Raw genomic sequence first — 26,000 nt, forward strand, 5'->3', positions numbered from 1 at the left:
CCGCGGCAACGCACGAGCTCGCCCCAGAGGTCAGGCGTTGCGGGTCGCGACGAACACCGCGCCGCCGACCACCGCGAACGGGATCGCGACGAGCGGTGAGATGCCGGCCAGCAGCGCGACGACCGCCGTCGCGACGAACAGCCCGGTGGCCGCGGCCGCACGGGCCGTGCCCGCGAGTCGGTGGTCCGACCGCGGCGCCATCCAGCGGCTCCACACCGCGACGGCCACCACGACGAACGCGACTGCCAGGAGCAGGGACACGAGCGTGCTGCTGCCCAGCCGCCAACCGGCGACCGCCAGCAGAGCGATCATCGCCAGCTCGACGAGGAACGCCAGCACGCCGAGCACCCCGACCTGCTGCTGCGCCACGGGATCGGTCACGCGCCCATCCTGCCGACGAACCGCCCAGCGCCGCGACCCCGCTGCGCGCAGGCCGAGATCGACCCTTAGGCGCGAGATCGGCGCTCGGAACTGCCGATCTCGCGCCGAGAGGTCGCTCTCGGCGCCGCGCTCGCGCGCGGCCGGGCGCAGCGGGGTGGTCGCGAGCGCGGCAGTTCCGTGCGAACGCGGCAGCAGCAGGTGCCGCGTTCGACAGGAAGTGCCGCGTTCGCCGACGCCGAACGGTTACCGCCGGTGGCGCCGAGCCTGCGTCAGTCGTCGAGGGCCGGGCCGCAGGCGGCCGCGGCCGTGGCGGCCAGGTGGTCCAGGCCGTGGACGGCGACGAGCGGGCGGGTGTCCTCGACGACCGCCCAGCAGCCGTCGACGATCTCGTAGCCGGACGCGGGGCCGTCGGCGAGGTACTGCGTCAGGGCGGTGACCAGCCGGTCGACGGCCTCGCTCGTCGTGCCGACGCCGACGGACGCGCGGATCGCACCGTCGGAGGCGTTCAGGTGCGCGAGGAGCGGGTGGGCGCAGAAGCGGCCGTCACGGACGCCGATCCCGTGCTCGGCCGACAGGTAGGCGGCGACCAGGCCGGGGTTGTGGCCCGGGACGGTGAAGGTCAGGACGCCGACGGGCGGGGCAGAGTCGGGCCAGATGCGCGCGATCTCGACGCCGTCGATGGCGGACAGGCCCGCGACGAGCCGGGCACGCAGGGCGTCCTCGTGGGCGTGCAGCGCACCGGCCGGGAGGGCCGCGAGCTGGTCGCACGCCTCCGCGAGCGCGATGGCGCCGATGACGTTGGGCGAGCCGGCCTCGTGCCGGGCAGGTGCGGGCTGCCACACGGTGCGGTCCGTGCGCACGTCGCGCACCGCACCTCCCCCTGCGAGGTACGGCGCACCTGCGTCGAGCCAGTCGCGACGTCCGACCAGGGCGCCGGCCCCGAACGGTGCGTACGTCTTGTGGCCCGAGAACGCGATGTAGTCGGCGTCGGAGGCCGCGAGCGAGAACCCGCGGTGTGGCACCAGCTGGGCGCCGTCGACGGCGACGCGGGTGCCCTCGGCGTGCGCGAGGGCGATGACCTCGTCGAGCGGCAGCGACTCACCGGTGACGTTGGAGGCGCCGGTGACGGTCAGGAGCGCGTAGTGCCGGCGCGCGAGCTCGTCGCGAAGCCTGGACAGCGTCTCGGCGACCGTGCGGGCGATCGGCAGGATGGTGGTCGAGTGGCCGTGCCCGTCCGCGGAGTGCACCCAGGGCAGCAGGTTGGCGTGGTGCTCGATGTCCAGCACCAGCACCCGGGACCCGCTCGGGACGACTCGGGCCAGAAGGTTGAGCGAGTCGGTGGTGTTGCGGGTGATGATCGCGACGTCGTCGGGACGCGCGTCAACGAACCGCGCGATCGTCTGGCGCGACGACTCGTACAGGGCGGTGGACACCTGCGACAGGTACCCGGCGCCGCGGTGGACGGACGCGTACAGCGGCAGGACCTCCGTGACGCGCGCGGCGACGGCCTCGAGGGCGGGCGCGGACGCGGCGTAGTCGAGGTTGGCGTAGACGCGCTGCGTGCCGTCGACGAGGGGCACCGTGGTGTTGCCGCCGACGACGGGGAGCAGCTCGCTCACCGCGTCGACGTCCACACACGAGAGGCGCTCGGCAGTTGTGGTCATGATGGTCCTCCGACACAGAGGGGCACCGCCGTCGGTGGACCCCGCGCTTGCCGAGCCCCGGACGGAGCTCGGCCAGGTCGTCACCCGGGGCACCCCACCGCGGAGGAGGGTTGCCGGCCAGCGAGCCGGGGCTTGACGCTGGCGCTCATGACCTGAGAAGAGGGTCCCCGTCCCGCCGCGCACGTGTCAACGCACGATCGGATTCGTCTCGGATCGCGAGACTTCGATTCCACCAGTTGGATTCCGTCCGACGCCCGCACTAGCATCACCGGCACCATCCAGAGCGGCCGAGAGATCTGGCTCGACGACGCCGCAGCAACCCGCGTGCACGACAGTGCACGGACGAGGGTGCTACCGCCAGGACCGATGGAGGCTGTGCACGTGACAGAACGACTCAGGTACCGGCTGCTCAGCGGCACCGACGACATCGCCTTCTGCGAGCGCGTCTCGGAGGCCCTGGCCGACGGCTACGTGCTGCACGGCGGCCCGGCCGCGACCTACGACGGCGAGCGTGTGATCGTCGCGCAGGCCGTCATCCTTCCCAGCAACGCGACCCACGAGACGAGGCCCGTATGAGCTACGCCGGCGACCTGACCCCCCAGCAGGCCTGGGACCTCCTGACGTCCGACGGCGACGCGCTGCTGGTCGACGTGCGCACCGACGCCGAGTGGGCCTACGTCGGCATCCCCGACGCCGCGTCGATCGGCGGCCGCTCCGCGCTGGTCGAGTGGGTCTCGTACCCGTCGGGACGCCCGAACCCGCAGTTCCTCAAGCAGCTCGGCGAGCTCGGGCTCACTCCGGGCGACGGGCGGCCGATCGTGTTCCTGTGCCGCTCGGGCGTCCGCTCGGTGCACGCCGCGAACGCCGCGACGGCCGCGGGTCTCGGTCCGGCGTACAACGTCCTCGAGGGCTTCGAGGGCGACGTGGGTGCCGACGGGCACCGCGGGCACTCGGGCTGGCGCGCGGCCGGCCTGCCGTGGCGGCAGCGGTGAGCCCTCGGGTGCCGGGTCCCGGCGACTGGGACGAGAAGCGGGTCGAGCGCGGGACGCTGCGGCCGGACACCCTCGCCGTGCGCGGCGGGCTGGTGCGCTCGCAGTTCCAGGAGATGTCCGAGGCGCTCTTCCTGACGCAGGGCTACGTCTACGACGACGCCGCTCAGGCCGAGTCCGCGTTCGCGGGCGAGCACGACCGGTTCCTGTACTCGCGCTACAACAACCCGACGGTCTCGACGTTCGAGGAGCGGCTGCGGCTGCTCGAGGGCGCCGAGGCGGCGTTCGCCACCGCCAGCGGGATGTCCGCGGTGTTCACCGCGATCGCGGCTGTCGCCAAGTCGGGCTCGCGCGTCGTCGCGGCCCGGGCCCTGTTCGGGTCCACGGTCGTGCTCTTCGAGGAGGTCTTCGCCCAGTGGGGTGTGACCACCGACTACGTCGACGGGCACGACCTCGCGCAGTGGGAGGCGGCGCTCTCGACGCCGGCCGACGTCGTGTTCTTCGAGACGCCGTCCAACCCGATGCAGGACCTGGTCGACATCGCGGCGGTCACGACGCTCGCGCACGCCGCGGGCGCGATCGTGATCGTCGACAACGTCTTCGCGACGCCCGTCCTGTCGAAGCCGCTCGACTTCGGCGCCGACGTCATCGTCTACTCGGCGACCAAGCACATCGACGGCCAGGGCCGCGTGCTCGGTGGCGCGATCCTGGGGTCGGAGGAGTACATCCACGGACCCGTGCAGACGCTCATCCGGAACACCGGCCCGTCGCTGTCGGCGTTCAATGCGTGGGTCCTGCTCAAGGGCCTCGAGACCCTCTCGATCCGGGTCAAGCACCAGACGGCGTCGGCCCTGCGGCTGGCGACCTGGCTCGAGGAGCAGCCGGGCGTCTCGCTGGTCCGCTACCCGTACCTGCCCTCGCACCCGCAGCACGCGCTCGCGCTGCAGCAGCAGAGCGGCGGCGGGACGGTCGTGACCTTCAACCTCGCGGTGCCCGACGGCGCGTCGTCCGAGGTTGCCAAGAAGGCGACGTTCGGCGTGGTCGACGCGCTGCGGATCATCGACATCTCGAACAACCTGGGCGACGCGAAGTCGATCATCACGCACCCCGCCACCACGACGCACCGCAAGCTGGGCGCCGAGGGCCGGGCGGCCGTGGGGATCGGCGAGGCGACGCTCCGGCTGTCGATCGGCCTCGAGGACCCGGACGACCTGATCGACGACCTCACGCAGGCGCTGGACACGCTCGGTCGCTGACGACGTCCCGCGGGTGTCCGTGCGGCCGGTGAACACTGGCGGCATGGACACCCGGCGGCTCGTCGTCTCCCCGGCCCTGCGGCTCGGCGTCGGAGTCGTGGCCGGTCTCGTCGTCGCCGTGCTGGTCGCCTGGACGTCCGGGTTCGCCGCGTTCCTGTCCGGCTGGGCCGTCGCCGCGGCCGTCTTCGTCGTCTGGACCTGGCTCGCGTGCGCGCCGATGGGTCCCGACGAGACCGCGGCGCACGCCACCCGCGAGGAACCGACTCGGCTGGCCTCCCACGTCATCGTGATCGCGGCGGCCTTCGTCACGCTCGGCGGCGTGGTCCACGTGCTGGTGAGCTCGTCGCTGCACGCGTGGCTGCCCGCGATCGCGGTCCTGGCGAGCGTGGTCGCGTCCTGGGCCGCGATCCACACGGTGTTCGCGCTCCGGTACGCCCGCATGTACCTGACGGACGGCGCCGGCGGGATCGACTTCCACCAGGAGGAGCCGCCCGAGTACACCGACTTCGCCTACGTCGCGCTGACGGTCGGCATGAGCTTCGCCATCTCGGACACCGACCTCGGCTCGTCGCGGATGCGCCGGACCGCGCTCGCGCACGCGCTGCTGAGCTACCTGTTCGGCACCGTCATCATCGCGCTGCTGGTGAACCTCGTCGCCTCTATCTGAGCTCGACCGTCTCGTTCTCGCCTCCGTCGTACCGCTCGCCGGTGACCTTGGCCTTCACCAGGCTGAACGCGGTGGTCAGCTTGCCGCCGGGCGCGTGCCAGTACTCGGCCGTCTGACCGCGCAGGGCGATGAGGACCACGCCGGGGGTCTCGGGGCCGTCCGGGAACCACGCGTCGGCCGTCGGCCCCCAGAGCTCCTTGATCTTGGCGAGGTCCCGCACGACGTCGGCCGTCCCCGACACCGACACCCACGACGTCGACTCCGCGAACGCGGCGTTCGCGGGACTGCCGGCCTCGATCTCGTGCACCTTGTGGCTGTCGGCGTCGGCGAAGAACCACAGGTCGCCGTCGTAGTCGACGTCCTGCACACCCATCGGGCGGCTGACCAGCGCCCCGCTCGGGTCCACCGTCGTGAGCATCGCGAACCTCGCGGCCTTGATCAGCTTCGCCACCGTCGCGACGTCGTCGTCGTGCGTCATGAGCACTCCCTGCCTGTGGACCGCCCGGGGTGTTCTCACCGGATGGTGCGGCCACGGTAGGCAGGATCCGCACGACCCACCACTGGAACGGTCGTGGCCCGACGCGCGATGCTCGGGGCATGGACAACGAGTTCGACGCCGTCGCGGTGGACCTGGTCGCCCGCGGAGCGACCCTCGGCCAGATGATGGGCCACCCCATGCTCAAGGTCGGGTCCTCGATGTTCGCCGCGTTCACCGGCGACGAGCACCTGGCCGTCAAGCTCGGGCGCTCCACCCCCGAGCACGCCGAGGCGCTCGCGCTCCCGGGCGCCGCGGTCTGGTCGCCGGGCGGCAGCGGTCGCCTGTTCTACGACTGGGTGTCGCTGCCGCCCGAGCAGGAGGACCACTGGATGCGGTTCGCCGAGGCGGCGCGGCTCCTCGTCAGCTGATCAGCGCACCCACTGCTCCCCGGCCTCGACCGCGACCGTCAGCACGTTCTCGGCCGGCGGGACCGGGCACGTGGCGAACTCGGTCAGGCCGCAGGGCAGGTTGCTCGCGCGGTTGAAGTCGAGGGTGACGGTGCCGTCGCCGGCCACGGGGCCGAGACCGAGCGTGCGCGACGCCGGGTAGGTGGTCACGCCGCTCGTCGCGTCCCGGAACAGGACCGACAGGCCGCGCGCTCCCCCGTCAAACACCACGAGCGACTGCGGCACGCCGCCGAGCTCGAAGTGCACGGTGCCGACGGCGGTGTGGTGGTGCTCGAGGCCCTCGACGACCGCACCCGTCGTGACGGTGCGCGGCTCGTCGAACGGCGACAGCGTGCCGGTGACGAGCCACTCCTGCGACGGGGTGTAGGCGGGGATGCCCGTGAATGCGGCGAGCTGCGGCGCGCGCGGGTCGTGCACGCGGATGATCACGTGGGCCGTGCGACGGGCCACCTCGAGGATGAGGTCGCCGGAGCGGACGCGCAGGCCCGGACCGCCCTCGACCGGGTCGAGCGTCGCGGAGCCGTCGACGACGTCACCGTCGGGGAGCACGAGCCCGTCCTGCGCGGCCGCCTCGATCGTGAGCGCGTCGCCGGGTGCCGCCGTCCAGCGGCCCGGAAACTCCCCGAACGTGGCGGGCACGGCCGTGAGCCAGTGCAGCGCGGTGATGGCGACCCAGCCGTGCGGCTCCGCGAAGTAGGCCTCGCGGGACGCGTGCCAGGTCTCCCAGTCGGCGGTGAAGGTGTCGGTGATGACGGTCATGACGGGTTCCTCTCGGAGAGCGCGGGAGCGAGCGTGCGGCCGAACGCGTCGGCGGCGGGCAGGCCGAGGTTCTCCCGCAAGGTGGAGCCCTCGTAGGACGTGCGGAACGAGCCGCGCTCCTGCAGGAGCGGGACGACCTTCTCGACGAACTCGTCGAGACCGTGCGGGGTCAGGTGCGGCACGAGGATGAAGCCGTCGGAGGCGTCCTCCTGCACGTAGCGGTCGATCTCGGCGGCCACGTGCTCGGGGGTGCCGACGAAGTTCGACCGGCCGATGACCTCGATGACCAGCTCGCGGGCGGACAGCCCCTTGGCCTCGGACAGCGCCCGCCACTGCTGGGCGATCGCGACCGGGTCCTTGAACATCGACGCGCGACCGTTGGTGATCGACGGCGCGTCCACCAGCGGGTCCTGCGCGGGCAGCGGCCCGTCGACGTCGAGGTCGGGCAGGTCGCGGTTCCACAGCTGCTCGATGAACGCCCGCGCGACGGACGGCCGGACCGTCTGCAGCTGGAGCTCGCGCAGCCGCTCCTCCGCCTCGGCGGCGGTGTCGCCGAGCACGAACGACGAGCCGGGCAGGATCAGCAGGTCCTCGGGCCGGCGCCCGTACCGCGCGAGGCGCCCCTTGACGTCCGCGAAGAACGCCTGCCCGTCCTCGAGCTTCGAGTGCCGGGAGAACACCGCGTCCGCGACCTGCGCCGCGAGCTCGCGGCCCCCGTCGGAGTCGCCGGCCTGGATGATCACGGGGTGGCCCTGGGGCGGGCGCGGGAGAGTCGGCGTGGCCTCGATGTCGACGAGCCGGCCGTCCGTGCGCACGCTGCCGAGCGACCCCGGCCGCACGAAGTGCTCGCCCTGCGCGACGATCGCGTCCGGCGCCCACGCGTCCCACAGGGCCCGGGCGGCCTCGACCACCTCGCGCGCGCGCTCGTACCGGTCGGGGTAGGCCAGGTAGCCGCCGCGGCGGAAGTTGGCGCCGTGGAACGCGTCGGACGAGGTGACGACGTTCCAGGCCGCCCGGCCGGCGGACAGGTGGTCCAGGGTGGCGAACTGACGGGCCAGCTCGTACGGGTCGTTGAACGTGGCGTTGATGGTGCCGGCGAGCCCGACGTGCGTGGTGACGCCGGCGAGCGCGGCCAGGACGGCATACGTGTCGGGCCGGCCGACGACGTCCTGGTCGACCAGCTGGCCGCGGTGCTCGCGCAGGCGCAGGCCCTCGGCCAGGAACACGAAGTCGAAGAACCCGCGCTCGGCCGTGGCGGCCAGGTGCTGGAACGACGCGAACGCCGACTGGGTCTGCGGCTCGTGGCTGGGATCCGTCCAGACGGTGTGGTGGTTGACGCCCGGGAAGTGGGCGCCGAGGTGGATCTGCTTCTTGGCGGTCATCTCGGGTCCTTCAGCGGGTCGCCGCGAAGCGGCTGGCGGGACGGGGCAGGCCGAGCGTCTCGCGCAGGGTCGCGAACGTCTCGGCGACGGGCAGGTGGCCCGCGAGCAGCGCGACCCCGCCGGCGACCGGGCGGACGGTGACGCCGTCGACGTCCTGCGCGAGGCGCGTGAGCTCGGCCGCGACGGTGGCGGGGCCGCCGACGACGACGCCGTCCCACGACCACGGCTCGAACGCGTCGAGCGCCTCCCGCAGGGCGGCCGCGGCGGCGTCGGTCTCGGCGACCAGCACCGCGACGTCCAGCAGGACGATCACGTCCGGAGCCTCGGCGCGGACCGCGTCCGCGGCCTCGAGCGTGCGGACCCGGACCACGTCGGCCCGACGGACGGCGACCTCGCGCTCGAGCGCCTCGTCGCCGCGGACGACGACGACCGGCTGCCCCTGCGGCGACCGTGGCGTGATCGAGGCACCGTGCACCGAGAAGAACTCGCCCGAGAACTCGATCGCGTGGATCTTGTCCCGGTCGATGTACCGGTCGGTGGCCTCGTCGAGGACGATCGCGTCGTCCTCCCAGCTGTCCCAGAGGCGGGTGATCACCTCGATCGTCTCGTCGGCCTCGCGCCACAGTGCGGGCAGCTCGCGCGGCACGCGCTCGTCGTAGCGCAGCGCCTCCGCACCGGACCGCGGGTCCAGGGCCGGGGCGGCCACGTCGACCTGGACGGCGCCGCGACCGAGGCTCACGTGGTCGAGCGTTTGGATCTCCTTGCCCACGTGGAAGGGCTCGCGGTAGGTGACCGGGACGACCGGCGCCAGGCCGATCCCGCTGGTCAGCGGGCCGAGCAGGGCCGTGACCCCGAGCGCGTCGAGGCTCCCGACGAACCGGCCGGCGCGCTCGACGGGCGGCGCCGCCGAGTCGTCGACGATCACGAGGGAGGCGCCCGCGCGCTCGGCGTCGCGGGCGCGATCGATCCAGTGCTGGGCGGTGAAGGCGCCAGGCGCGTCCTGCGACGGCAGGCGCCAGGCGGCGGGGTGCAGACCGGCGGGCGTGAGCTCGACGGCGAGATGGATCTGGGTCATGGGCGCAGACCGTAGGGCTGCGGCGCCGGTTGACCAGGGGTTCGTCGGAAAGTCCCGCGATGCGAGACGGCTGCTCAGAGGGCCTTTCCGAAGAGCAGCGACAGGTTGTCGTCCGTGTACGGGCCGAACGGCGCGATCGGCCGGTAGCCGGCCGTGAGGTAGAGCGTGACCGCCTCGGGCTGCCGGATGCCGGTCTGCAGGACGACACTGGTCAAGCCGGCCGCGCGCGCGTCGTCCTCGATCGCGGCGAGGAGCGCGCGGGCGGCGCCGGCACCACGCGCCTCGTCGTCGACCCAGACCTTCTTGAGCTCGCCGGAACCCTCGGGGTAGCCGTCGCGGGCCGCGCGCAGCGACGCACAGCCGACGGGCACGCCGTCCAGGTCGGCGACGACCGAGCTGATCGTGCCGATGCCCTGCAACGGGTCGTCCGCCGCGAACCCGCCCGGCGTGACCGCGACGATCTCCGGGTAGCGGACCTCGATGTCGAGCCACATCGCGTAGCGCAGCGCGACGGCGTCGGGGTGGTCCCAGGCGACGCGGCGCAGCGTCAGTGTGCCCGGGTTCTTGGGCCCCTTGCGACGAGGCTCCGCGTGCAGGTCCTTGGCGAAGCACCGGGAAGAGGTCTCCGCCGCGTACACCCCGAAGTTCGGGATCGAGCGGTAACCGGCTGACAGGTACAGCCCCATCGCCTGGACCTGCAGGACGCCGGTCTCCAGGACCAGGCGGTCGAAGCCCTGGTCCGTCGCGATCCGCTCGAGCTCCGCCACCACGAGCCGGGACAGCCCGCGACCGCGCGCATGCGGCACCACGTACATCCGCTTGAGCTCGCCGACGCCGTCGCCCAGGTCGCGGATCGCACCGCAGGCGACGGGCTCGTCGTCGTCCCTGTCGCCGTCACGAAGCACCACCATCGCGACGATGTCGTCGCCGACCATGTCGTGCTCGATGTCGTCCTCGCCGTACAGGGCACGCAGCTCGGCCTGCTGGGCGTCGCGCAGCTTCCCCGCCACGGGGTCGTCCCAGGGGACGAGGCTGACGTGCGTCATGCGGCTCAGCCGACGAGGGTCTTCAGGACCGAGGTGAAGAAGCGCAGGCCGTCGACGCCCGTGCGGGGGCCCTTGGCGCCGTCCGGCCCGAAGCCCGCCTCGACCGCGTGCTCGGGGTGCGGCATGAGCCCGACCACGTTGCCCGCGGCGTTCGAGATGCCGGCGATGCCTCGTCGCGACCCGTTGGGGTTCCAGCCCTGGTAGCGGAAGACCACGCGGCCCTCGCCCTCGAGCTCGTCGAGCGTGTGCTCGTCGGCGACGTACTGGCCGTCCTGGTTCTTCAGCGGGATCGTGATGTGCTCGCCGGGAGCGTAGTCGCGCGTCCATGCCGTGTCGGCGTTCTCCACGGAGAGCACCTGCTCGCGGCAGACGAAGTGCAGGTGGTCGTTCTTGATCATCGAGCCGGGCAGCAGGTGGGCCTCGGTGAGCACCTGGAAGCCGTTGCAGATGCCGAGGACCGGCAGGCCCTTGTTCGCGCCGTCGATGATCGAGCCCATGACCGGTGCGAACCGGCTGATGGCGCCCGCGCGCAGGTAGTCGCCGTAGGAGAAGCCGCCAGGCAGGACCACCGCGTCGACCCCGTGCAGGTCGGCGTCCGCGTGCCACAGGCTCACGGCCTCGGCGCCGGCCAGCCGGACCGCGCGCGAGGCGTCGCGGTCGTCGAGGGTGCCGGGGAAGGTGACGACGCCGACGCGAGTCACTTCTGGATGTCCTCGTAGACCGCGACCACGTCCTCGATCACCGGGTTGGACAGGACCTGCTCGCCGGCCGCACGGGCTGCCGCGAGGATCTCCTCGGTCACCGGCCCGTCGACCTCGAGCTCGAACCGCTTGCCCTGACGGACAGAGGCGAACTGCCCGAACCCGAGTCGCGGCAGGGCGCCGGCGACGGCCTTGCCCTGCGGGTCGAGGATCTCGGGCTTCGGCATGACATCGACGACGACTCGTCCCACGAAAGGGCTCCAGGTGTTCGCGCGGCGGTGGGGGGTCGCGGCGATTCTAGCGAGTCGCTCCGGGGACTCAGCGCCGTGTCCACGAGCCAGCGCCACCTACCGTGCAGTTCCCGCCAGATCGCAGCCCGGGGCGCGCTCGGTGGCGGCTCGTGTCGGTGGCTCGGGTGAGGATGTCTGCCATGGGGTCCTCCGGTTCGGCGACGCGCGGGTGGCTCGGGGCGTACCTGCTGCTCGCGGTCCTGTGGGGCTGCAGCTTCCTGTTCATCGCCACCGCGCTGCAGTCGTTCGCGCCCACGCAGGTGGCGTTCGGGCGGATCGCGGTCGGCCTGGCGCTGCTGGTCGTCGTGCTGCTCGTGCGCCGCGAACGCGTGCGCGTGCAGCGGCGGCACATCGGGGACTTCGTGCTCGTCGGCGCCGTGATGACGGCCATCCCGTTCGTGCTCTTCGGGCTCGCCGAGCAGCGGGTCAGCTCGGTGCTGGCGGGCCTGGTGAACGCGACCACCCCCCTGTTCACCGCACTGTTCGTGGCCCTCCTGATCCCGGCGGAGCGGCCCGACCGGGTCCAGCTCGGCGGCCTCGTGGTCGGCTTCGGCGGCATCGCGGTGCTCCTGGGCATCTGGGACGCGGGCGCGATCGACCTCGTCGGCGGGCTCATGCTCCTGGGCGCGACGTTCTGCTACGGCCTCGGCAACGCCTGGGCACGGTTCCGGCTGACGGGCAGCGGCCTGTCCACCGTGGGCGCCCCGACGGTCCAGCTGGTGGTGGGTGCGCTCGTCGTGCTCCCGTTCGCGGTCGCGGTGCCCCGGCCCGGACCGCTGGAGCCGATGCCCGCCCTGGCCCTGCTCGCGCTCGGGCTCGGCGGCCCCGGGCTCGCCTACGTGCTGTTCTGGCGGGTCATGTCGACGGCCGGCGCGACCGTCGCCGCCAGCGTCACCTACGTGATCCCGATCGTCTCGACGACCCTCGGCGTGATCGTGCTGCACGAGGGGCTGCACTGGTTCCAGGTGGTCGGCGGGGTGATCGTGCTCGGCGGTGTCGCCCTGACGCAGTGGGGGGCGGCCCGGCGCCGGCAGCGGGTGACCGTGTCGGCGCAGGCCGCGGCGCTGGCTACCTAGCCGGGGACGATCACCGTCATCCCGGACCCGCCGGTGCCCGACCCGAGTGCGGCGAGGGCGGCTGGCGCCTCGTCGAGCCCGATCGTCCGGCCGACCAGCCGGGAGGGGTCGAGGTCGCCCGAGGCGATCCGGTCGAGCATGGCGGGGTACTCGTGCGCAGCCATCCCGTGGCTGCCGTAGACCTCGAGCTCCCAGGCGATCACACGTCCCATCGGCAGGGCCCGCGCGGCGTCGGGACCGAGCAGGAGACCGACCTGGACGTGCCGGCCGCGACGACGCAGCGACAGGATCGAGGCGGTCGCGGTCGCCGTGCTGCCGAGGGCGTCGAGCGAGACATGGGCGCCGCCGCCGGTCACCTCGTGGATGGCCGCCGCGCTGTCGGACGTGGCGTCGAGGACGACGGTCGCGCCCATCGCGAGCGCGGCGTCGCGGGCCGCGGGCGAGATGTCCGTCGCCACGACCTGCGCGCCCGCGGCGACCGCGATCATCACCGCGGACAGGCCGACCCCGCCGCAGCCGTGCACCGCGACCCAGTCGCCGGGCCCGACCCGGCCGTGCACGGTCAGCGCCCGGTAGGCCGTCGCGAACCGGCAGCCGAGGCCTGCGGCGATCACCGGCGACATGCCCTCGGGCAGCCGGACGAGGTTCACGTCGGCGTGGTGCAGGGCCACGAGCTCGGCGTAGGAGCCGTCGTCGGTGAACCCCGGCTGCCGCTGGTTCTCGCACACCTGCTGCTCGCCCGCGAGGCAGGCCGCGCAGGACCCGCACGCGCAGACGAACGGCACGGTGACCGCGTCGCCGACGGCCCACCGCGTCACGCGAGGTCCGACCGCGACCACCACCCCCGCGAGCTCGTGGCCGGGGACGTGCGGGAGCGTGACGTCGGAGTCGTGGCCTTGCCAGGCGTGCCAGTCGCTGCGGCACACGCCCGTCGCGGTGACGCGCAGGACGACGCCGTCGTCGGGGCAGGCGGGTTCGGGGACGTCGCGGACGGTGGGCAGGACGCCGAACGACTCGATGACGACGGCGCGCATCACAGCCCCCCTCGGTGCGTCCAGCGGCCCGCGACGAGCGTCCCGGCGACGGGCAGCTCCCGCAGCGGTGCCGTCAGCGGGTCCGCGTCGAGCACGACCAGGTCGGCCGGCTGCCCCACGACGGGCACGAGGCCGCGTCCGTCGACGGACGACTCGAGCGCCACCCGCCGTTCGAGCGCCTGCTCGGGGTGCCACGGCGGCCGACCGTCGCGGGAGCGGGTCACCGCGGCGTCGAGCGCGACCCACGGGTCCAGCGGCGCGACGGGAGCGTCGGAGCCGAGCGCGAGCAGCACGCCGGCCCGGTGCAGGTCGGCCAGGGGGAACGACCGGTCGGTGCGCCCGGCCCAGTGCCGCTCGGCGACGTCCCGGTCGTCCATGGCGTGCTCGGGCTGCACGCTCGCCGTGACGGCGAGCGCGGCGAACCGCTCGACGGCGGCGGGAGACAGCAGCTGCGCGTGCTCGATCGACCCGGACGCCCGCGATGACTCGAAGGCGTCGAGCGCCAGGTCGTTCGCGGCGTCGCCGATCGCGTGGATGGCGCACCGCAGCCCGAGCCGGGTGGCGTGCGCCATGAGCGGGACGAGCCGGTCCGGGGCGACCGACAGGATCCCGCGCGACGACGTGCCCGGGTACGCCTCGTGGCAGAAGGCCGTCCGCGTGTTCAGGGAGCCGTCGGTGATGACCTTCAGGGGACCCTGCTCGACCAGCGGGGCAACGGTGTCGAACGTGTGCAGGTCCTCGCGCACGACCCGGTCCAGGTAGTCCTCCCAGACCCCCGCCCGCACGCGCACCCCCGGGACGCGGGCCGCGGCGCGGCGGCGCCAGACCGCGAGGTTGTCGGCGATCTCGTAGTCGACGACGCCCACGACCCCGCGGGCTGCGGCGGCCCGCACGGCGTCGTGCACCAGCTCGTCGGCGACGTCGTCCGGCACGTGGTCGACGGCGCCCTGCAGCGGCAGCCACTCGGCCTCGCGCAGCAGGCCGGTCGGGTGGGACGCGACGCCGAGGAACCGCAGACCTGCCGTCGACACCCAGGCGCAGTGCAGGTCGCCCGAGACGAGGACCACCGGCACGTCGCCCACGACCTCGTCGAGGAGCGCGGAGGTCGGCTCGTCCGGCCAGAGGCCGTCGCGGAACCCGAAGCCCACGAGCGCGGTCCCGGGCGCCGGCGGGTCGACCGACAGACGCGAGGCGACGAGCGAGACGGCGTGCGCGGCGGACGTGGCCGACGAGACGTCGAGCCGGCGTCGGGCGAGCGCCCACTGCGTCAGGTGCACGTGCGCGTCCCAGAGCCCGGGCATCAGCCAGCGCCCGTCGAGCCGTTGCTCGGTGGCCGCGGCGGGGAGGGATGGTGCGACCGCCGCGACCCGGCCGTCGCGGAGGTGCACGTCGAGCAGGACGGAGGACGGCGAGCCCACGAGTCGCGCGCCGCGCAGGACGACGTCGGTAGTGCCGGTCGATACGGGCGACATGTGAGCACGGTAGAGCCGGGACACGACCCGGCGTTCCCCGGCCCGCCGGTGCCCCTCCCGGTTGTCGGTCGAGCGGGCACCGCTGCGCGCGCTCGTGCCTGTCGGAGTGCGGACCTCAGCCCTGCGAGGAGGCGATGAGCGCCCGGATCTCGCGGGCGAAGCCGGCGACCGTGAAACCGTCGGGAACCGCGTCGATGAAGACCAGGTCGGAGATCGCGTTCCTGACGCGCAGCGGCAGGATGGCCTGGTACTCGGGCGACTCGTACCACGCCCGAGCAGCGGAACGATCGGGGAACTCCATCAGCACGACCGACCCCGGCCACGCGCCCTCGACGGTGTCAGGATCGCCCTGAGCGAGCCAGCGGCCGCCATGCGGAGCGACCGTCGCCTCGACGTGCTCGAGGTAGCGCAACGCGTCCTCGTTCGGGACACCGCCGGGGATCCGGAGATGGTTGATCAGATACGTGGGCATCGGAGGTCCTTCCTCAGGTGGATCCGGTGATGGGGGAGCACTCAGGACAGTTCGTCGTGGGCTTGGCCGATGAGGCCGGCGACGGTGTCCGCGTGGGAGACCATCACGGAGTGGGAGGCGCCCTCGATCTCGACGGTCTTCCGCGACCCCGCACGCTCGGCCATGAAGCGGTGTGCCTCGACGGGGATGTTCTTGTCGCCCGACCCGAACACGAACCACGACGGCAAGGTCTTCCATGCGGCCGTGTCGCCGGGCAGCCCCTCGTTGAGAGCGAAGTCGCGGATGGGTCGCTGCGTCGCGGCTGCGACGCGGGCGTCGGCGAGCGGCACGTCGCCGGCGAACTGGTTGGGGAAGAGCTCCCGGTCGACGAACAGGTCGTTGGTGCCGTCGCCCAAGGGGATCGGCCGCACGGTGTCGCCGAGGGTGCTTCCCGGGAACTGGGCGGTCAGCCCGAGCGCGGTCTCACCGGGCTCCGGGGCGAACGCGGCGACGTAGACCAGACCCCTGACCTTGTCGCCGACAGCGGCGGCCGTGATGACCGGTCCGCCGTAGGAGTGGCCGACCAGCAGCACGGGGCCGTCGATCGCGTCGACGGCACGGCGCACGTTCTCGGCGTCGGAGGTGACGCTGCGGAGCTGGTTGGGCGTGGCGATCGCGGTGATCCCCTGGTGCTGCAGCGCGGCGATGACGCCGTTCCAGCTCGCGGACTCGGCGAACGCGCCGTGCACCAGGACGACGGTGATGGTGTTCATGGTTCCTCTTTCCGGTGGGTTGTGCGCTGTCGGAGGGATGGACTTGGGCGGGAGGTCAGGCGAACTCGACGATGAGCTCGACCTCGACGGGCGAGTCCAGGGGCAGCACGGCGACGCCGACCGCGCTGCGTGCGTGCACGCCCGCGTCGCCGAAGAGGTCGCCCAGCAGCTGGGAGGCGCCGTTAGGCACCGCCGGCTGGGGGATGGTGATCCCCGCCGCGGCGAGGCGATCCTGGATGGTCGACACGGCGTCCTCCGTTCTGTTGTGCGGTGGGATCCGGGCCGCTCAGCGGTGCGCCAAGTCCTCGGACATCGGGAAGATTGCCGTCGCCGCACCCCAGAGCGACCCGATGTTGCGCCGCTCGGGCTGCCGCTCGAGCATCCGGTCGTAGAAGTCGAGAGCATCCGTCGCGGTGCGTTCGACATCCGCGACATCGCGCAGGTACTGGATGGTCGCGTCGATGTCGGACGGCAAATCGGGGCGACGAGCATCTTTGTGGGCGCAGACGACGGTGGTCGGACGCAGCGCCTTCAGTCGCTGGAGGGCGTCGATCCACGACAGCCGCGTCGACGCGGTCCCGGTCGACAGGTAGGGGTAGGTGTTGTTGTAGACGACGTCGCCGGCCGCGATCACCCCGGCCTGCGGCATCCACAGCACCGTCGTGTCGGGACTGTCGGTGTAGCCCGTCTCGATCACGTGCGCCTGGTGCCCGCCGATGTCGAACGAGGTGCCCTCCAGCACCTCCGGGAGAACCACCGGGGGGATCTGACCCGGGAACAGTCGTTCCCAGAACCCCGCGTACATCGCAGGAGCGGCCTGCTTCCGCAGGTTCTCGATCGTGGCGGCGGTGGCCAGGAACCGAGCATCGGGGAACGCCTCCCGCAGCTGCCCGATCCCGAAGGCATGATCGCCGTGGCCGTGCGTGACGTACGCCGCCGCCAGGCGCTTGCCTCGGCCGCGGATCCACTCGATGAGCGCTGCGTTCTCATCGAGGGTGAGCAGCGTGTCGACGAGGACCGCCTCGTCGCCGGCCCAGATCAGGGTGGAGGTGTTGGACACTCCCCGCTGTTCCTCGTGGCCGGCGGGGAGGTCACGCACCAGGCCATCACGCGACGCCGTGAAGGTGGCGTACGGCATGCGCTTCTCCGCTCTCTCTTGGGTGGGCGATTGGTCCGACCGTAGGATTGCCAGTCCCACGAGGCCTCAGACGAACCGACTTAACTGCGGGGGATCACGACTGAGATTGGCGGGATCATGACGCGAGCCGCCGACCAGGTGAGCCCACTCCTCGGGCGAGAACGCGAGCTCGGGGTCCTGGACGCGGCCATGGACCGGGCGTTCGAGTCGGGGACGGTCGTGCTCCTCGAGGGCGACCCCGGCGTGGGCAAGACGGCGGTGCTCGATCACCTCGAAGCAGGCGCTCGCTCGCGCGGATTCGGCGTGCTGCGAGGTACGGGCGTGGAGGCGGAGGCCGACGTCCCGGCGGCCGCGCTCCACCAGGTGGTCCATGGAGTCCGCGACACCATCGCCGCGCTGCCGGGGCCGCAGCGGGAGGCCCTCGAGGTGGCGTTCGGGGAACGGGAGGGCGCGCCGCCGACCGTGTTCCTCCTCGGTCTCGCGACACTGACGCTCGTGTCGGAGCGCGCGGTCGGCTCCGGCCTGGTGGTCATCGTGGACGACCTCCAGTGGGTGGATGCGGTCAGCGCGGCCGCCTTGGCCGTCGTCGCCCGGAGAATCGCCGACGAAGCAGTCGTGCTCGTCGTGAGCGCGCGCACGGGGACCGTCTCGCCGGAGTGGAGCGGTCCCCAGGTCACCAGGCTCCCCCTCGCCCCCCTGGCCCCCGCCGACTCGGCGACGTTGATCGACACGGTTGCCCCGTCGCTCCCACCCGCCGCGCGCGACCTCGTCCTGGAGTGGGCGCAGGGGAACCCTCTGGCGCTCATCGAGCTGTGCGAGTCGCGCGGACTCCGCGAGGGGATGACGTCGGATGCCGTGACGCTCACGACGCGTCTCGAGCAGGCGTTCTCGCACAAGCTCGACTCCCTCGACGAGGTCTCGCGCACGGTCCTGCTCGTTGCGGCGGTGAGTCGCGACGACGACCAGCGCGCCATCCTCGACGCCGCGGGAGCCATGCTCGCGAGAAGTCTCGCCACCTCCGACCTCGAGGCGGTCCTCGGGCGGGGGCTGATCTCGGCGGCCGGCGGTCGCGTGTGGTTCCCGCACCCCCTGCTCCGGTCGGCCGTGCTGCAGGGCGCCACGCCGCAGGAGCGCACCCACGCGCACCGGGCCGTGGCCGCGATCCTGCCGGAGGGGTCCAACCGTGCGCTGTGGCACCTCGCGGTCGTCGCCGACGAGCCCGACGAGGGGCTCGCTCTCGCGATCACCGCCAGCGCCGGGCGGCTGTCGGCCATGGGGGCGATCGACTCGGCCATCGATGCCTACATTCGCGCCGCCGAGCTGAGCACCGCCCCAGACGACCGGGCGCGACGACTGCTGCTGGCGGCGGAGACCGCGTGGACGGCTTTCCGCACGGAGCGCGCGATGTCCCTGCTGTCGGAGACTGAACGGGTGACGAGCGATTCGGCGCTGCTCGCCCGCGTCGCCTGGATCCGACAGCTCCTGCCAGGGGGCACGGTGCGCGCAGGGGAGTGGGGCGATGCCCTCGCGGCCATCGACAGGATGCACCGGGCCGGTAGCAGCGATGACGCGCTGACGGCGCTGTCGACCCTGGCATTCCACGGGGCGACATCGATCCCGCGCCCGGTCTGGGAGCGGATGCTCAGCGCCGCCGACGAGTACGGCGCCCATCCCTCGGATCCCCGCAGGCTCCAGATCCGTGCCTACGGAGCCCCGGAGGACGCATCGCAGGTCGAGGCGATGCTCGAACCCATCCTGATCTCGGACGTCGACGACACGAAAGCCCTGTGCCTGCTGTCGCTGGCGGCGATGGTCGCCGGCTCGACGGCCCAGACGTCGCGATTCTGCGGACCGGCGATCGACCGGCTGAAGTCCAAGGGCGGACTCAGCGGGCTCGGCCATCAGCTCGTGCACGCAGCCCTGAACCGCCTTCCCCTCGGGGAGTTCGACGAGGCTCGCCGCGCGGCGCAGGAGGCCGGCGCCTACGGCTTGGAGACGCGCGAGCCGCTCCTGACGCTGACCGCCCGACTCGTCGAGCTGCAGGTCCTCGCGGTCAACGGCTTCCCGGTCGACGAACGCGTGCTGAGGCAGGAGCACCCCGATGCGGCGGTCGGCCTCGACGCGGGCCCGATCCGCATGTGCTACCTCCTCGCCCGAGGCGTCTCCGAGGCGGCGAACGGCCGCTACGACGACGCATTCGCCACGCTCTCCGAGGTCGTCGATGCGGACGGCGACACACACCACTGGCACTACGGGTCGTGGGGGATCGCCGAGCTGGTCGACGCGGCCGCGAGGTGCGGGCGGCTCACGGAGGCTGTCGCGACGGTGTCGCAGTACCGCGCGCTGGGCTCGTACGCGGACTCGGAGCGCGTGGCCGGCCAGCTGCGATTCGCCGAGGCGGTGCTCGCCACCGCCGACCGGGAGGACGCGCTCCGGCGCGCATGCGATCCCGTCGAGAACCCGCTGCCGTACGTGCGAGCTCGCGCCTCACTGTCCTACGGCGAGTGGCTGCGCAGGCAGGGCCGTGTCACCGACGCCAGACCATGGCTGCGCCAGGCTCGGGAGGCGCTCGACGGGTTCGGCGCGCACCGGTGGGCGGACATCGCGCGAGCCGAGCTCGCGGCGACCGGCGAGCGCAGCCCGAGACCCAGGCCGGACGCGGGCCGGTCGCTCACGCCCCAGGAGGAGCGCATCGTGCGGCTCGCCGCCGACGGGCGCAGCAATCGCGAGATCGCCGAGGCGCTGTTCCTGTCGCCGCGCACGGTCGGAGCGCACCTCTACTCGGCGTTCCCGAAGCTCGGGGTGTCGTCGCGAGGGGAGCTCCGCTCGAAGCTCTGACCGCGGGCGCATACGGTCGACGTGTGAGCACCGTAGAGCCGGGATACGACCCGGCGTTCCTCGGCCCGGCGGTGCCCCTGCCGGTTGTCGGTCGGACCGTGCGCGAGCTGCCGTCGATCCACTTCACCGTGCTGCTGGACCCCGTCCGCAGGCTGGCGGCCGCGACGGCGGTGAACATCGACGGATCCGCCCTGCAGGACCTGCCCCGCGGCGACGACTGGCACCTGGACCCGCGCGTCCCGCCGAGCGAGCAGGCCGGACCGGAGCTCTACGCGAACAACGACCTGGACCGCGGGCACCTCGTCCGTCGTCGCGACCCCGTGTGGGGCCCTGCGGCCGCCGCGGCGAACAACCAGACCTTCGCCTATCCGAACGCGGCGCCGCAGGCCTCGGCGTTCAACCAGGGCGAGCGCCTGTGGGTCGGCCTGGAGGACCACGTGCTGACCTATGCGAGCACGTACCGGCTGCGCCTGTCGGTGTTCACGGGACCGGTCCTGGCCGACGACGACCCGGTCTACCGCGGCGTCGGCATCCCGCGCCGGTTCTGGAAGGTGGCCGCCTGGGCCGCGGGCGGCGCGGACCTGCGCGCCGCGGCGTTCGTCCTGGACCAGTCGACGATGATCACGAAGCTCGACGCCGCGCCCCCGCTCGGGCCGTTCCTGACGTACCAGGTGCCGGTCGCGGACGTCGAGACGCTCACGGGCCTCGACCTGGGTCCGCTCGTCGAGGCCGACGTCCTCGCCCCCGTCGCCGCGGTCGCCGAGGGCCTGCGCTGGATCGAGCTCGCCCGGCCGGACGACATCGTCCTGGACCCGACCGACGAGCTCGACCGGAGCAGCCGGGGCTAGAGGAGCAGCGCCGACCCCGTCAGCCGCTCGTAGGCCTCGAGGTACCGGTCGCGCGTACGGAGCACGACGTCCTGCGGCAGCGCGGGCGGCGGCGTGTCCGAGCGGCGGTCCCAGCCCGAGGCCGGCGACGTCAGCCAGTCGCGGACGAACTGCTTGTCGAACGACGGCTGCGCGTGGCCGGGCTCCCAGGCGTCGGCGGGCCAGAACCGCGAGGAGTCGGGCGTGAGGACCTCGTCGCCGAGGGTGATCGCACCGGTCACGGGGTCGGTGCCGAACTCGAGCTTGGTGTCCGCGAGGATCACGCCGTGGGCGCGGGCGATCTGCTCGGCGCGCTCGTACACGGCCAGCGTCAGGTCCCGCAGGGCGGCCGCGTTCTCGGCGCCGACCCTCCCGACGACCGCCTCGAACGGCACGTTCTCGTCGTGCTCGCCGAGCTCCGCCTTGGTGGCCGGCGTGAAGATCGGCGTCGGCAGTCGCGACCCGTCCACGAGCCCGGGCGGCAGGTCGATCCCGGTGACCGACCCGGACACCTCGTACTCGGCGAGGCCCGACCCGGTGAGGTAACCGCGGACGACGCACTCCACGGGGAACATCTCGAGGCGTCGGCAGATCATGGCCCGCCCGGCCACCTCGGCGGGGACGTCGGTCGAGACGACGTGGTTGGGCACGAGGTCGGCCAGCTGGTCGAACCACCACAGGCTCAGCGTGGTGAGCACGATCCCCTTGCCCGGGATCCCCGGGCTGAGCACGTGGTCGTAGGCCGAGACGCGGTCGCTGGCGACGACGAGCACGACGTCGCCGAGCTCGTCCGACGCGACGGTCGGGACGTACAGGTCGCGGACCTTGCCGGAGTACGTGTGGGTCCAGCCGGGCAGCTCAGAAGTCACGGGGACAAGTGTGGCGTACCGGGACCCCTCACCCGAACGGTCCATCACCACGGCCGCGCGGGATGCCGTTGCTAGAGCATGCGCTCTACGCGGCTCTTGCGTACCGCCGCCGGCCTGGTCGGCGTGCTGGTGCTGCTCGCCGCGTGCGCGGGCCCGCCCGCCGCGGACGGGCCGCCGATGCCCGGCATGACACCGGTCCCGGTGGCCGTCACCAACAGCGGCGTCACGCTCACTGCCGAGCAGATCGCGGCGGCGGTCCTGGCGCCGGCGGACGTGCCCGCCGACTGGCAGCCCGAGACGGGCACCCCGCAGGACCTGCCCACGACGAGCCTCGGGTTCTACTCGCCGGACGCCACCGCCGTGGACCCCGCGCCCTGCGTCGACCTGGGGACCGCAGGCGGTCCGAAGGCTCCGCAGACCGCCTTCTTGCGCGTCGGCTTCTTCACCACCGGGTACGGGTACGTCGCCGAGGACGTCACGACGTGGCCGGAGCCCGACGCGGGCGCCCGCATGGTCGCCGCCGCACGCGCGTGGGTGGCCGAGTGCCCGCAGTTCACGGTGACGTCCGCCGACGGGTCGGTCTCGACCTTCACCCTGACGCTGCTCGAGTCTCCCGACGTCGGCGACCAGGCGATCAGCGTCCGGATCTCGTCGGAGAGCTCCACGCCGGGCAGCACCGAGAAGGTCGCATTCACGGCCGACGAGACGATCGTCGTCGTCGGGAACGTCGTCATCGCCCTCGTCGCGGGAGGCGAGGAGACGATCGACCCCGCCCTGTTCGCCCAGCTGACCACCACCGCGGCCGCGAAGGTCCTGGCCGCGGCGGCCTGACCTCAGAGCAGGTCGGCGCCGCCCTCGAGACCCTCCGGGATCGGCAGCCCGATCAGCCGGACCAGCCGCTCGACGGTCTCCTCGACGAACGTGTCCTCGGGCTCCTCGACGTGCGCCTCGGCGAGCAGCCGCCGCACGTGCTTGGCCTCGACGTCCACGGCGCCCACCAGCAGCGCCCACTCGGCGAACGCCTCGGCCTCCGCGGCGAGGTCGACCGGCTCGGACTCGGCCGGGTCGTCGAAGAAGTCCCGCGGCTGGAAGCCCAGGTAGAACCGGCCCAGCCCGGGCGGCGCCGGCGCGTACTCGACGGTCGCGATGTCGCCGTCCTGCACCTCGATACGCAGGCTCGGCGTGACCGCCGCGTCGCCGCCCCAGGACCCGTCCCCGTACACGTAGCCGCCCATGAGGCGATACTGCCGCACATGACCGCCGCACCCCTCCTCCTGGTCCTCGGCGGGTTGCCGGGGACCGGCAAGACGACGCTCGCCCGGCTGCTCGCCCGCGACCTGGGCGCCGTCCACCTGCGGATCGACACGATCGAGCAGGCCGTCGTCCGGTCGTCGCTGCCCGTGACCGAGGCCGCCGAGGCGGGCTACACGGCGGCCGCCGGCGTGGCGCGTGACAACCTCGCGCTCGGGCTGCCGGTCGTCGCCGACTGCGTCAACCCGGTGGCGGACAGCCAGGCCGGCTGGCACGCGGTCGCGTCGGCGACGGGCGCCCGGCTCGTCGAGATCCGGCTCGTCTGCTCCGACCGCGGCGAGCACCGGCGCCGGGTCGAGGACCGCGTCGCCGACATCCCCGGGCACGTCCAGCCGACCTGGGCGGACGTCTCGACGACGACGCTGGCGCCCTGGCCGACGGCGGCCGAGATCGACACCGCCGGACGCGATCCCGAGACCGTGGCCCGCGACGCGCACGACGTCATCGGCGCCGGAACATGACAGGGCAGGCCGAAGGGGCCATCCTGCGACCATGAGCGTGGACTACCAGTACTTCGGCGCCGCATCCGTGAAGGCAGCCGCCGAGGTCGCCCACCGCAGCGACGGACCGGCCTCGCCGCCGGCGAAGCGCAAGGGCAAGAAGAAGGTCAGCAAGAAGGACCGCGAGTCGGCGCCGACGTTCTCGGTGGTCCACGCCCCGATGATCGATCCCTACGTCGTCGCCGGGACGCTGACGTCTCTGCTGACCGGCAGGAAGTACGACGACGTCGTCGACGACCTCGACTGGGGTGACGTGGTCGCCGAGGGGCCGACCGGCCACCTCGTGATCGCGACGACGGACGCGTTCGTCAAGGCGCTCGCAGCCTGCGACGACGCCACGCTGGCCGCCGTCGCCGAGCCGTGGTCGCACACCGAGGAGCTCGAGGGCACCCCGGTCGGCGACCTCGTCGCGAAGCTCGGCGAGCTCGCGGCACTCGCCCGCGCGGCCCGGGCCGACAAGGCCCGCATCTACTGCTGGGTCGGGAACGTCCTCGAGCCGACGACGAAGGCCAAGCGCTAGCCGCTAGACCAGCGGGCCGTCTGCCGCGGAGGCCGCGATGTCGTTGCGGTGGTGCGAGTGCGGCAGCTCGATCTGCTCGACGCCGGCGTAGGCGGCGGCCCGCGCGAGGGCGAGGCTCGACCCGACCCCGACGACGGACAGCACACGACCGCCGGCGGAGACGAGGTGCGCACCGTCGATCGCGTCGTCGTCGTCGGAGGCGCTGTTCTGCTGCAGGGCGGTGCCCGCGTGCAGGACGTGCACGCCCGGCAGCGCCTCGGCGTCCTCGATCCCCGTGATCGGGTCGCCGGACCGGACCGCCCCCGGGTAGCCGCCGGACGCGATCACGACGGTCACCGCAGCGGCGTCGCGCCACTCGAGCGGCGGCAGCGCGCCGAGCGCACCGGTGGCCGCCGCGTACAGGACGCCCGCCAGCGGGGTGGCCAGGCGGGCCAGCACGACCTGCGTCTCGGGGTCGCCGAAGCGCGCGTTGAACTCGACGACCTTCATGCCCGTGCTGGTCATGGCGAGGCCGACGTACAGGACGCCCGCGAACGGCGTGCCGCGGCGCGCCATCTCGGCGACGGTCGGTCTGGCCACCTGCTCCACGACGTTGTCGACGAGGTCCAGCGGCGCCCAGGGCAGCGGCGAGTAGGCGCCCATGCCGCCGGTGTTGGGGCCCTCGTCGCCGTCGTACACGCGCTTGAAGTCCTGCGCCGGCACCAGCGGCACCACGTCGACGCCGTCCGACAGGACGAACAGCGACACCTCGGGGCCGTCGAGGTAGTCCTCGATCACCACCCGGCTGCCGGGCTTGGCCAGGCACTCGGCGGCGTGCGCGAGCGCCTCGGCGCGGTCCTGGGTGACGACGACGCCCTTGCCCGCCGCGAGGCCGTCGTCCTTGACCACGTAGGGCGCGCCGAACGCGTCCAGGCCCGCCGCCGCCTCGTCGATCGTCGTCGCGACGCGCGGCTCGGCGGTCGGGACGCCCGCGGCGGCCATGACCTCCTTGGCGAACGCCTTGGAGCCTTCGAGCTGCGCTGCGGCGGCCGACGGGCCGAAGACCGCGATCCCGGCGGCACGCACCGCGTCGGCCACCCCGGCGACGAGCGGCGCCTCGGGCCCGACGACGACGAGGTCGGCGCCCAGGGTCGTGGCCAGCGAAGCGACCGCCGCGCCGTCGAGCTGGTCGACCGGGTGCAGCTGCGCGATGAGGCCGATGCCGGGGTTGCCGGGGGCGGCGTGCAGCTCGGTCACCGCAGGGTCGAGGGAGAGCGCGCGCGCGAGGGCGTGCTCACGGGCACCGGTGCCGACGACGAGGATCTTCACGGTCCGTGAGCCTACCCAGCCGCGGGGTCGGCGCCGGGCGTCTGATCGTCAGGTGGGAGCGGCAGCGCGTCCAGGTAGATGCGCGTCCGTCGTCGACCGTCGGTGTCGCCGGCCTCGCGCCGCGCCTTGGCCCGGTCCAGGTGCTCCTGCATCACCGTCTGCATCGCCAGCACGACGTCGTGGAGCTCGTCGGCGGTCAGGTCGGCGGTCGAGCGGTCGTTCATCGACGCCGCGCGCCACCGCGGGTCCGGCTCGGGTGCGGCCATCCACCGGCTGAGCACCTGGGCCCGCTCGGCGACGACCCCCTGCAGCAGCGCCCGGGCGGCCTCGGCCGTGCGGGGGTCGGCGAGCATGTCGCGCCCCTCGACGCTGAACCCGACGGCGCGCCACCAGCGGTCCCGTCCGCGTGGGTGGGACGGGTCGTCCTCGACGAACCCGTGGCGCTCGAGCTGACGCAGGTGGTAGCTCGTCTGCCCGCTGCTCTCGCCGAGGTGCCGGGCGAGCTGGCTGGCCGTCGCCGCGCCCTGCTCGGACAGGTAGTTGTACATCGCCATCCGCAATGGGTGCGCGAACGCCTTGAGTGCCTCGGGACCGATCTCGTGCTCGCGCAGGAGCGGCGTGAGCTCGTCCTTGCTCTCCGTCATTTGCAGAGATACCTTTGCAGAGTTGTCTTTGCAGAACTTTCTCTT

Annotated in this window: 28 protein-coding genes, 2 pseudogenes and 2 riboswitches; of the genes and pseudogenes, 11 read left to right on the forward strand and 19 right to left on the reverse strand. The window is 73.1% G+C overall.

The features are described 5' to 3' along the window. Window positions 1-30 precede the first annotated feature (30 nt). On the reverse strand, window positions 31-381 hold the full coding sequence (locus tag AC1DUE_RS05370) for a DUF2568 domain-containing protein (protein ID WP_477038368.1): 351 nt from the start codon (window positions 379-381) through the stop codon (window positions 31-33). 269 nt (window positions 382-650) lie between these two features. Then, window positions 651-2,045 (reverse strand): aminotransferase class V-fold PLP-dependent enzyme, encoded by a 1,395-nt coding sequence (locus tag AC1DUE_RS05375; protein ID WP_477038369.1) that lies wholly within the window; start codon window positions 2,043-2,045, stop codon window positions 651-653. A 38-nt stretch (window positions 2,046-2,083) separates the two neighbouring features. Next, window positions 2,084-2,198, reverse strand: a riboswitch (SAM riboswitch). A gap of 118 nt (window positions 2,199-2,316) precedes the next feature. Continuing rightward, window positions 2,317-2,418, forward strand: a riboswitch (SAM riboswitch). Here AC1DUE_RS05375 and AC1DUE_RS05380 point away from each other — a divergent pair. The 4 genes and pseudogenes from AC1DUE_RS05380 to AC1DUE_RS05395 form a co-directional block, all read left to right on the forward strand. Then, window positions 2,412-2,591 (forward strand): annotated as a pseudogene (locus tag AC1DUE_RS05380) (DUF1737 domain-containing protein); the annotation flags it as partial. Its footprint overlaps the riboswitch before it by 7 nt. Window positions 2,592-2,617: 26 nt before the next feature. Further along, a complete protein-coding gene (locus AC1DUE_RS05385) occupies window positions 2,618-3,037 on the forward strand; it encodes a rhodanese-like domain-containing protein (RefSeq protein WP_477038370.1) in 420 nt (139 codons plus the stop codon). Continuing rightward, complete coding sequence (locus AC1DUE_RS05390; RefSeq protein ID WP_477038371.1) at window positions 3,034-4,290, forward strand: O-succinylhomoserine sulfhydrylase; 1,257 nt, start codon at window positions 3,034-3,036, stop codon at window positions 4,288-4,290. The genes AC1DUE_RS05385 and AC1DUE_RS05390 overlap by 4 nt, the downstream gene beginning before the upstream one ends. 43 nt (window positions 4,291-4,333) lie before the next feature. Then, window positions 4,334-4,957 carry a DUF1345 domain-containing protein gene (locus AC1DUE_RS05395; protein WP_477038372.1) on the forward strand — a complete coding sequence of 208 codons (624 nt, stop codon included), beginning with the start codon at window positions 4,334-4,336 and terminating at the stop codon, window positions 4,955-4,957. Here AC1DUE_RS05395 and AC1DUE_RS05400 read toward each other — a convergent pair. Beyond that, on the reverse strand, window positions 4,950-5,435 hold the full coding sequence (locus tag AC1DUE_RS05400; protein WP_477038373.1) for a pyridoxamine 5'-phosphate oxidase family protein: 486 nt from the start codon (window positions 5,433-5,435) through the stop codon (window positions 4,950-4,952). The genes AC1DUE_RS05395 and AC1DUE_RS05400 overlap by 8 nt on opposite strands. A gap of 119 nt (window positions 5,436-5,554) precedes the next feature. Between AC1DUE_RS05400 and AC1DUE_RS05405 the strand changes: the two genes are divergently transcribed. After that, on the forward strand, window positions 5,555-5,863 hold the full coding sequence (locus tag AC1DUE_RS05405) for a hypothetical protein (RefSeq protein WP_477038374.1): 309 nt from the start codon (window positions 5,555-5,557) through the stop codon (window positions 5,861-5,863). On the opposite strand, the gene AC1DUE_RS05410 is transcribed toward AC1DUE_RS05405, so the two are convergent. The 6 genes from AC1DUE_RS05410 to purS all read right to left on the reverse strand — a co-directional run bounded on the left by AC1DUE_RS05410 (window position 5,864) and on the right by purS (window position 11,116). Continuing rightward, on the reverse strand, window positions 5,864-6,661 hold the full coding sequence (locus tag AC1DUE_RS05410; RefSeq protein WP_477038375.1) for a DUF1684 domain-containing protein: 798 nt from the start codon (window positions 6,659-6,661) through the stop codon (window positions 5,864-5,866). It lies immediately after the preceding gene. Then, window positions 6,658-8,043: an NtaA/DmoA family FMN-dependent monooxygenase gene (locus AC1DUE_RS05415; RefSeq protein ID WP_477038376.1), complete on the reverse strand. Its 1,386-nt coding sequence runs from the start codon at window positions 8,041-8,043 to the stop codon at window positions 6,658-6,660. Before AC1DUE_RS05415 ends, AC1DUE_RS05410 begins: the two co-directional genes overlap by 4 nt. A gap of 10 nt (window positions 8,044-8,053) precedes the next feature. After that, window positions 8,054-9,118 (reverse strand): LLM class flavin-dependent oxidoreductase, encoded by a 1,065-nt coding sequence (locus tag AC1DUE_RS05420; RefSeq protein WP_477038377.1) that lies wholly within the window; start codon window positions 9,116-9,118, stop codon window positions 8,054-8,056. Window positions 9,119-9,192: 74 nt separating this feature from the next. Beyond that, window positions 9,193-10,164 (reverse strand): GNAT family N-acetyltransferase, encoded by a 972-nt coding sequence (locus tag AC1DUE_RS05425; RefSeq protein WP_477038378.1) that lies wholly within the window; start codon window positions 10,162-10,164, stop codon window positions 9,193-9,195. A 5-nt stretch (window positions 10,165-10,169) separates the two neighbouring features. Continuing rightward, entirely contained in the window at window positions 10,170-10,865 is a 696-nt protein-coding gene (gene purQ, locus AC1DUE_RS05430) for a phosphoribosylformylglycinamidine synthase subunit PurQ (protein WP_477038379.1), read from the reverse strand. Continuing rightward, on the reverse strand, window positions 10,862-11,116 hold the full coding sequence (gene purS, locus AC1DUE_RS05435) for a phosphoribosylformylglycinamidine synthase subunit PurS (RefSeq protein WP_477038380.1): 255 nt from the start codon (window positions 11,114-11,116) through the stop codon (window positions 10,862-10,864). The genes purQ and purS overlap by 4 nt, the downstream gene beginning before the upstream one ends. Before the next feature lie 179 nt (window positions 11,117-11,295). On the opposite strand from purS, the gene AC1DUE_RS05440 reads away from it, so the two are divergent. After that, complete coding sequence (locus tag AC1DUE_RS05440; RefSeq protein WP_477038381.1) at window positions 11,296-12,231, forward strand: DMT family transporter; 936 nt, start codon at window positions 11,296-11,298, stop codon at window positions 12,229-12,231. Here the strand turns inward: AC1DUE_RS05440 and AC1DUE_RS05445 are convergent. From AC1DUE_RS05445 to AC1DUE_RS05470, 6 genes and pseudogenes are all read right to left on the reverse strand, one after another. After that, complete coding sequence (locus AC1DUE_RS05445; RefSeq protein ID WP_477038382.1) at window positions 12,228-13,265, reverse strand: zinc-dependent alcohol dehydrogenase family protein; 1,038 nt, start codon at window positions 13,263-13,265, stop codon at window positions 12,228-12,230. The two genes, AC1DUE_RS05440 and AC1DUE_RS05445, sit on opposite strands and share 4 nt — an antisense overlap. Then, complete coding sequence (locus AC1DUE_RS05450) at window positions 13,265-14,737, reverse strand: amidohydrolase (protein WP_477038383.1); 1,473 nt, start codon at window positions 14,735-14,737, stop codon at window positions 13,265-13,267. The genes AC1DUE_RS05445 and AC1DUE_RS05450 overlap by 1 nt, the downstream gene beginning before the upstream one ends. Window positions 14,738-14,852: 115 nt before the next feature. Next, complete coding sequence (locus AC1DUE_RS05455) at window positions 14,853-15,209, reverse strand: DUF1330 domain-containing protein (protein WP_477038384.1); 357 nt, start codon at window positions 15,207-15,209, stop codon at window positions 14,853-14,855. A gap of 41 nt (window positions 15,210-15,250) precedes the next feature. After that, entirely contained in the window at window positions 15,251-15,961 is a 711-nt protein-coding gene (locus AC1DUE_RS05460) for an alpha/beta fold hydrolase (protein ID WP_477038385.1), read from the reverse strand. 55 nt (window positions 15,962-16,016) lie between these two features. After that, window positions 16,017-16,160: pseudogene (locus AC1DUE_RS05465) on the reverse strand (RidA family protein); the annotation flags it as partial. 87 nt (window positions 16,161-16,247) lie between these two features. Next, window positions 16,248-17,099 (reverse strand): MBL fold metallo-hydrolase, encoded by an 852-nt coding sequence (locus tag AC1DUE_RS05470; RefSeq protein WP_477038386.1) that lies wholly within the window; start codon window positions 17,097-17,099, stop codon window positions 16,248-16,250. A gap of 117 nt (window positions 17,100-17,216) precedes the next feature. Here AC1DUE_RS05470 and AC1DUE_RS05475 point away from each other — a divergent pair, with 117 nt between their 5' ends. Beyond that, window positions 17,217-19,937 (forward strand): helix-turn-helix transcriptional regulator, encoded by a 2,721-nt coding sequence (locus AC1DUE_RS05475; RefSeq protein ID WP_477038387.1) that lies wholly within the window; start codon window positions 17,217-17,219, stop codon window positions 19,935-19,937. Window positions 19,938-19,960: 23 nt separating this feature from the next. Then, window positions 19,961-20,785, forward strand: a complete 825-nt coding sequence (locus tag AC1DUE_RS05480; RefSeq protein WP_477038388.1) for a DNA/RNA non-specific endonuclease — start codon at window positions 19,961-19,963, stop codon at window positions 20,783-20,785. Here AC1DUE_RS05480 and AC1DUE_RS05485 read toward each other — a convergent pair. Beyond that, complete coding sequence (locus tag AC1DUE_RS05485) at window positions 20,782-21,717, reverse strand: phosphoribosylaminoimidazolesuccinocarboxamide synthase (protein ID WP_477038389.1); 936 nt, start codon at window positions 21,715-21,717, stop codon at window positions 20,782-20,784. The two genes, AC1DUE_RS05480 and AC1DUE_RS05485, sit on opposite strands and share 4 nt — an antisense overlap. A gap of 51 nt (window positions 21,718-21,768) precedes the next feature. Between AC1DUE_RS05485 and AC1DUE_RS05490 the strand changes: the two genes are divergently transcribed. Then, entirely contained in the window at window positions 21,769-22,503 is a 735-nt protein-coding gene (locus AC1DUE_RS05490) for a hypothetical protein (RefSeq protein ID WP_477038390.1), read from the forward strand. Between the two features lie 2 nt (window positions 22,504-22,505). On the opposite strand, the gene AC1DUE_RS05495 is transcribed toward AC1DUE_RS05490, so the two are convergent. Beyond that, window positions 22,506-22,907 (reverse strand): hypothetical protein, encoded by a 402-nt coding sequence (locus AC1DUE_RS05495; protein ID WP_477038391.1) that lies wholly within the window; start codon window positions 22,905-22,907, stop codon window positions 22,506-22,508. An 18-nt stretch (window positions 22,908-22,925) separates the two neighbouring features. On the opposite strand from AC1DUE_RS05495, the gene AC1DUE_RS05500 reads away from it, so the two are divergent. Then, entirely contained in the window at window positions 22,926-23,444 is a 519-nt protein-coding gene (locus tag AC1DUE_RS05500) for a P-loop nucleotide/nucleoside kinase family protein (protein ID WP_477038392.1), read from the forward strand. 31 nt (window positions 23,445-23,475) lie between these two features. Continuing rightward, window positions 23,476-24,003, forward strand: a complete 528-nt coding sequence (locus AC1DUE_RS05505; protein ID WP_477038393.1) for a hypothetical protein — start codon at window positions 23,476-23,478, stop codon at window positions 24,001-24,003. Between the two features lie 3 nt (window positions 24,004-24,006). Here the strand turns inward: AC1DUE_RS05505 and purD are convergent, their stop codons facing one another. Then, a complete protein-coding gene (gene purD, locus AC1DUE_RS05510; RefSeq protein ID WP_477038394.1) occupies window positions 24,007-25,311 on the reverse strand; it encodes a phosphoribosylamine--glycine ligase in 1,305 nt (434 codons plus the stop codon). Between the two features lie 11 nt (window positions 25,312-25,322). Further along, window positions 25,323-25,955, reverse strand: a complete 633-nt coding sequence (locus AC1DUE_RS05515; RefSeq protein ID WP_477038395.1) for an ArsR family transcriptional regulator — start codon at window positions 25,953-25,955, stop codon at window positions 25,323-25,325. Window positions 25,956-26,000 lie beyond the last annotated feature (45 nt).

It is taken from the genome of Cellulomonas sp. P4_A2 (genome assembly GCF_056402515.1).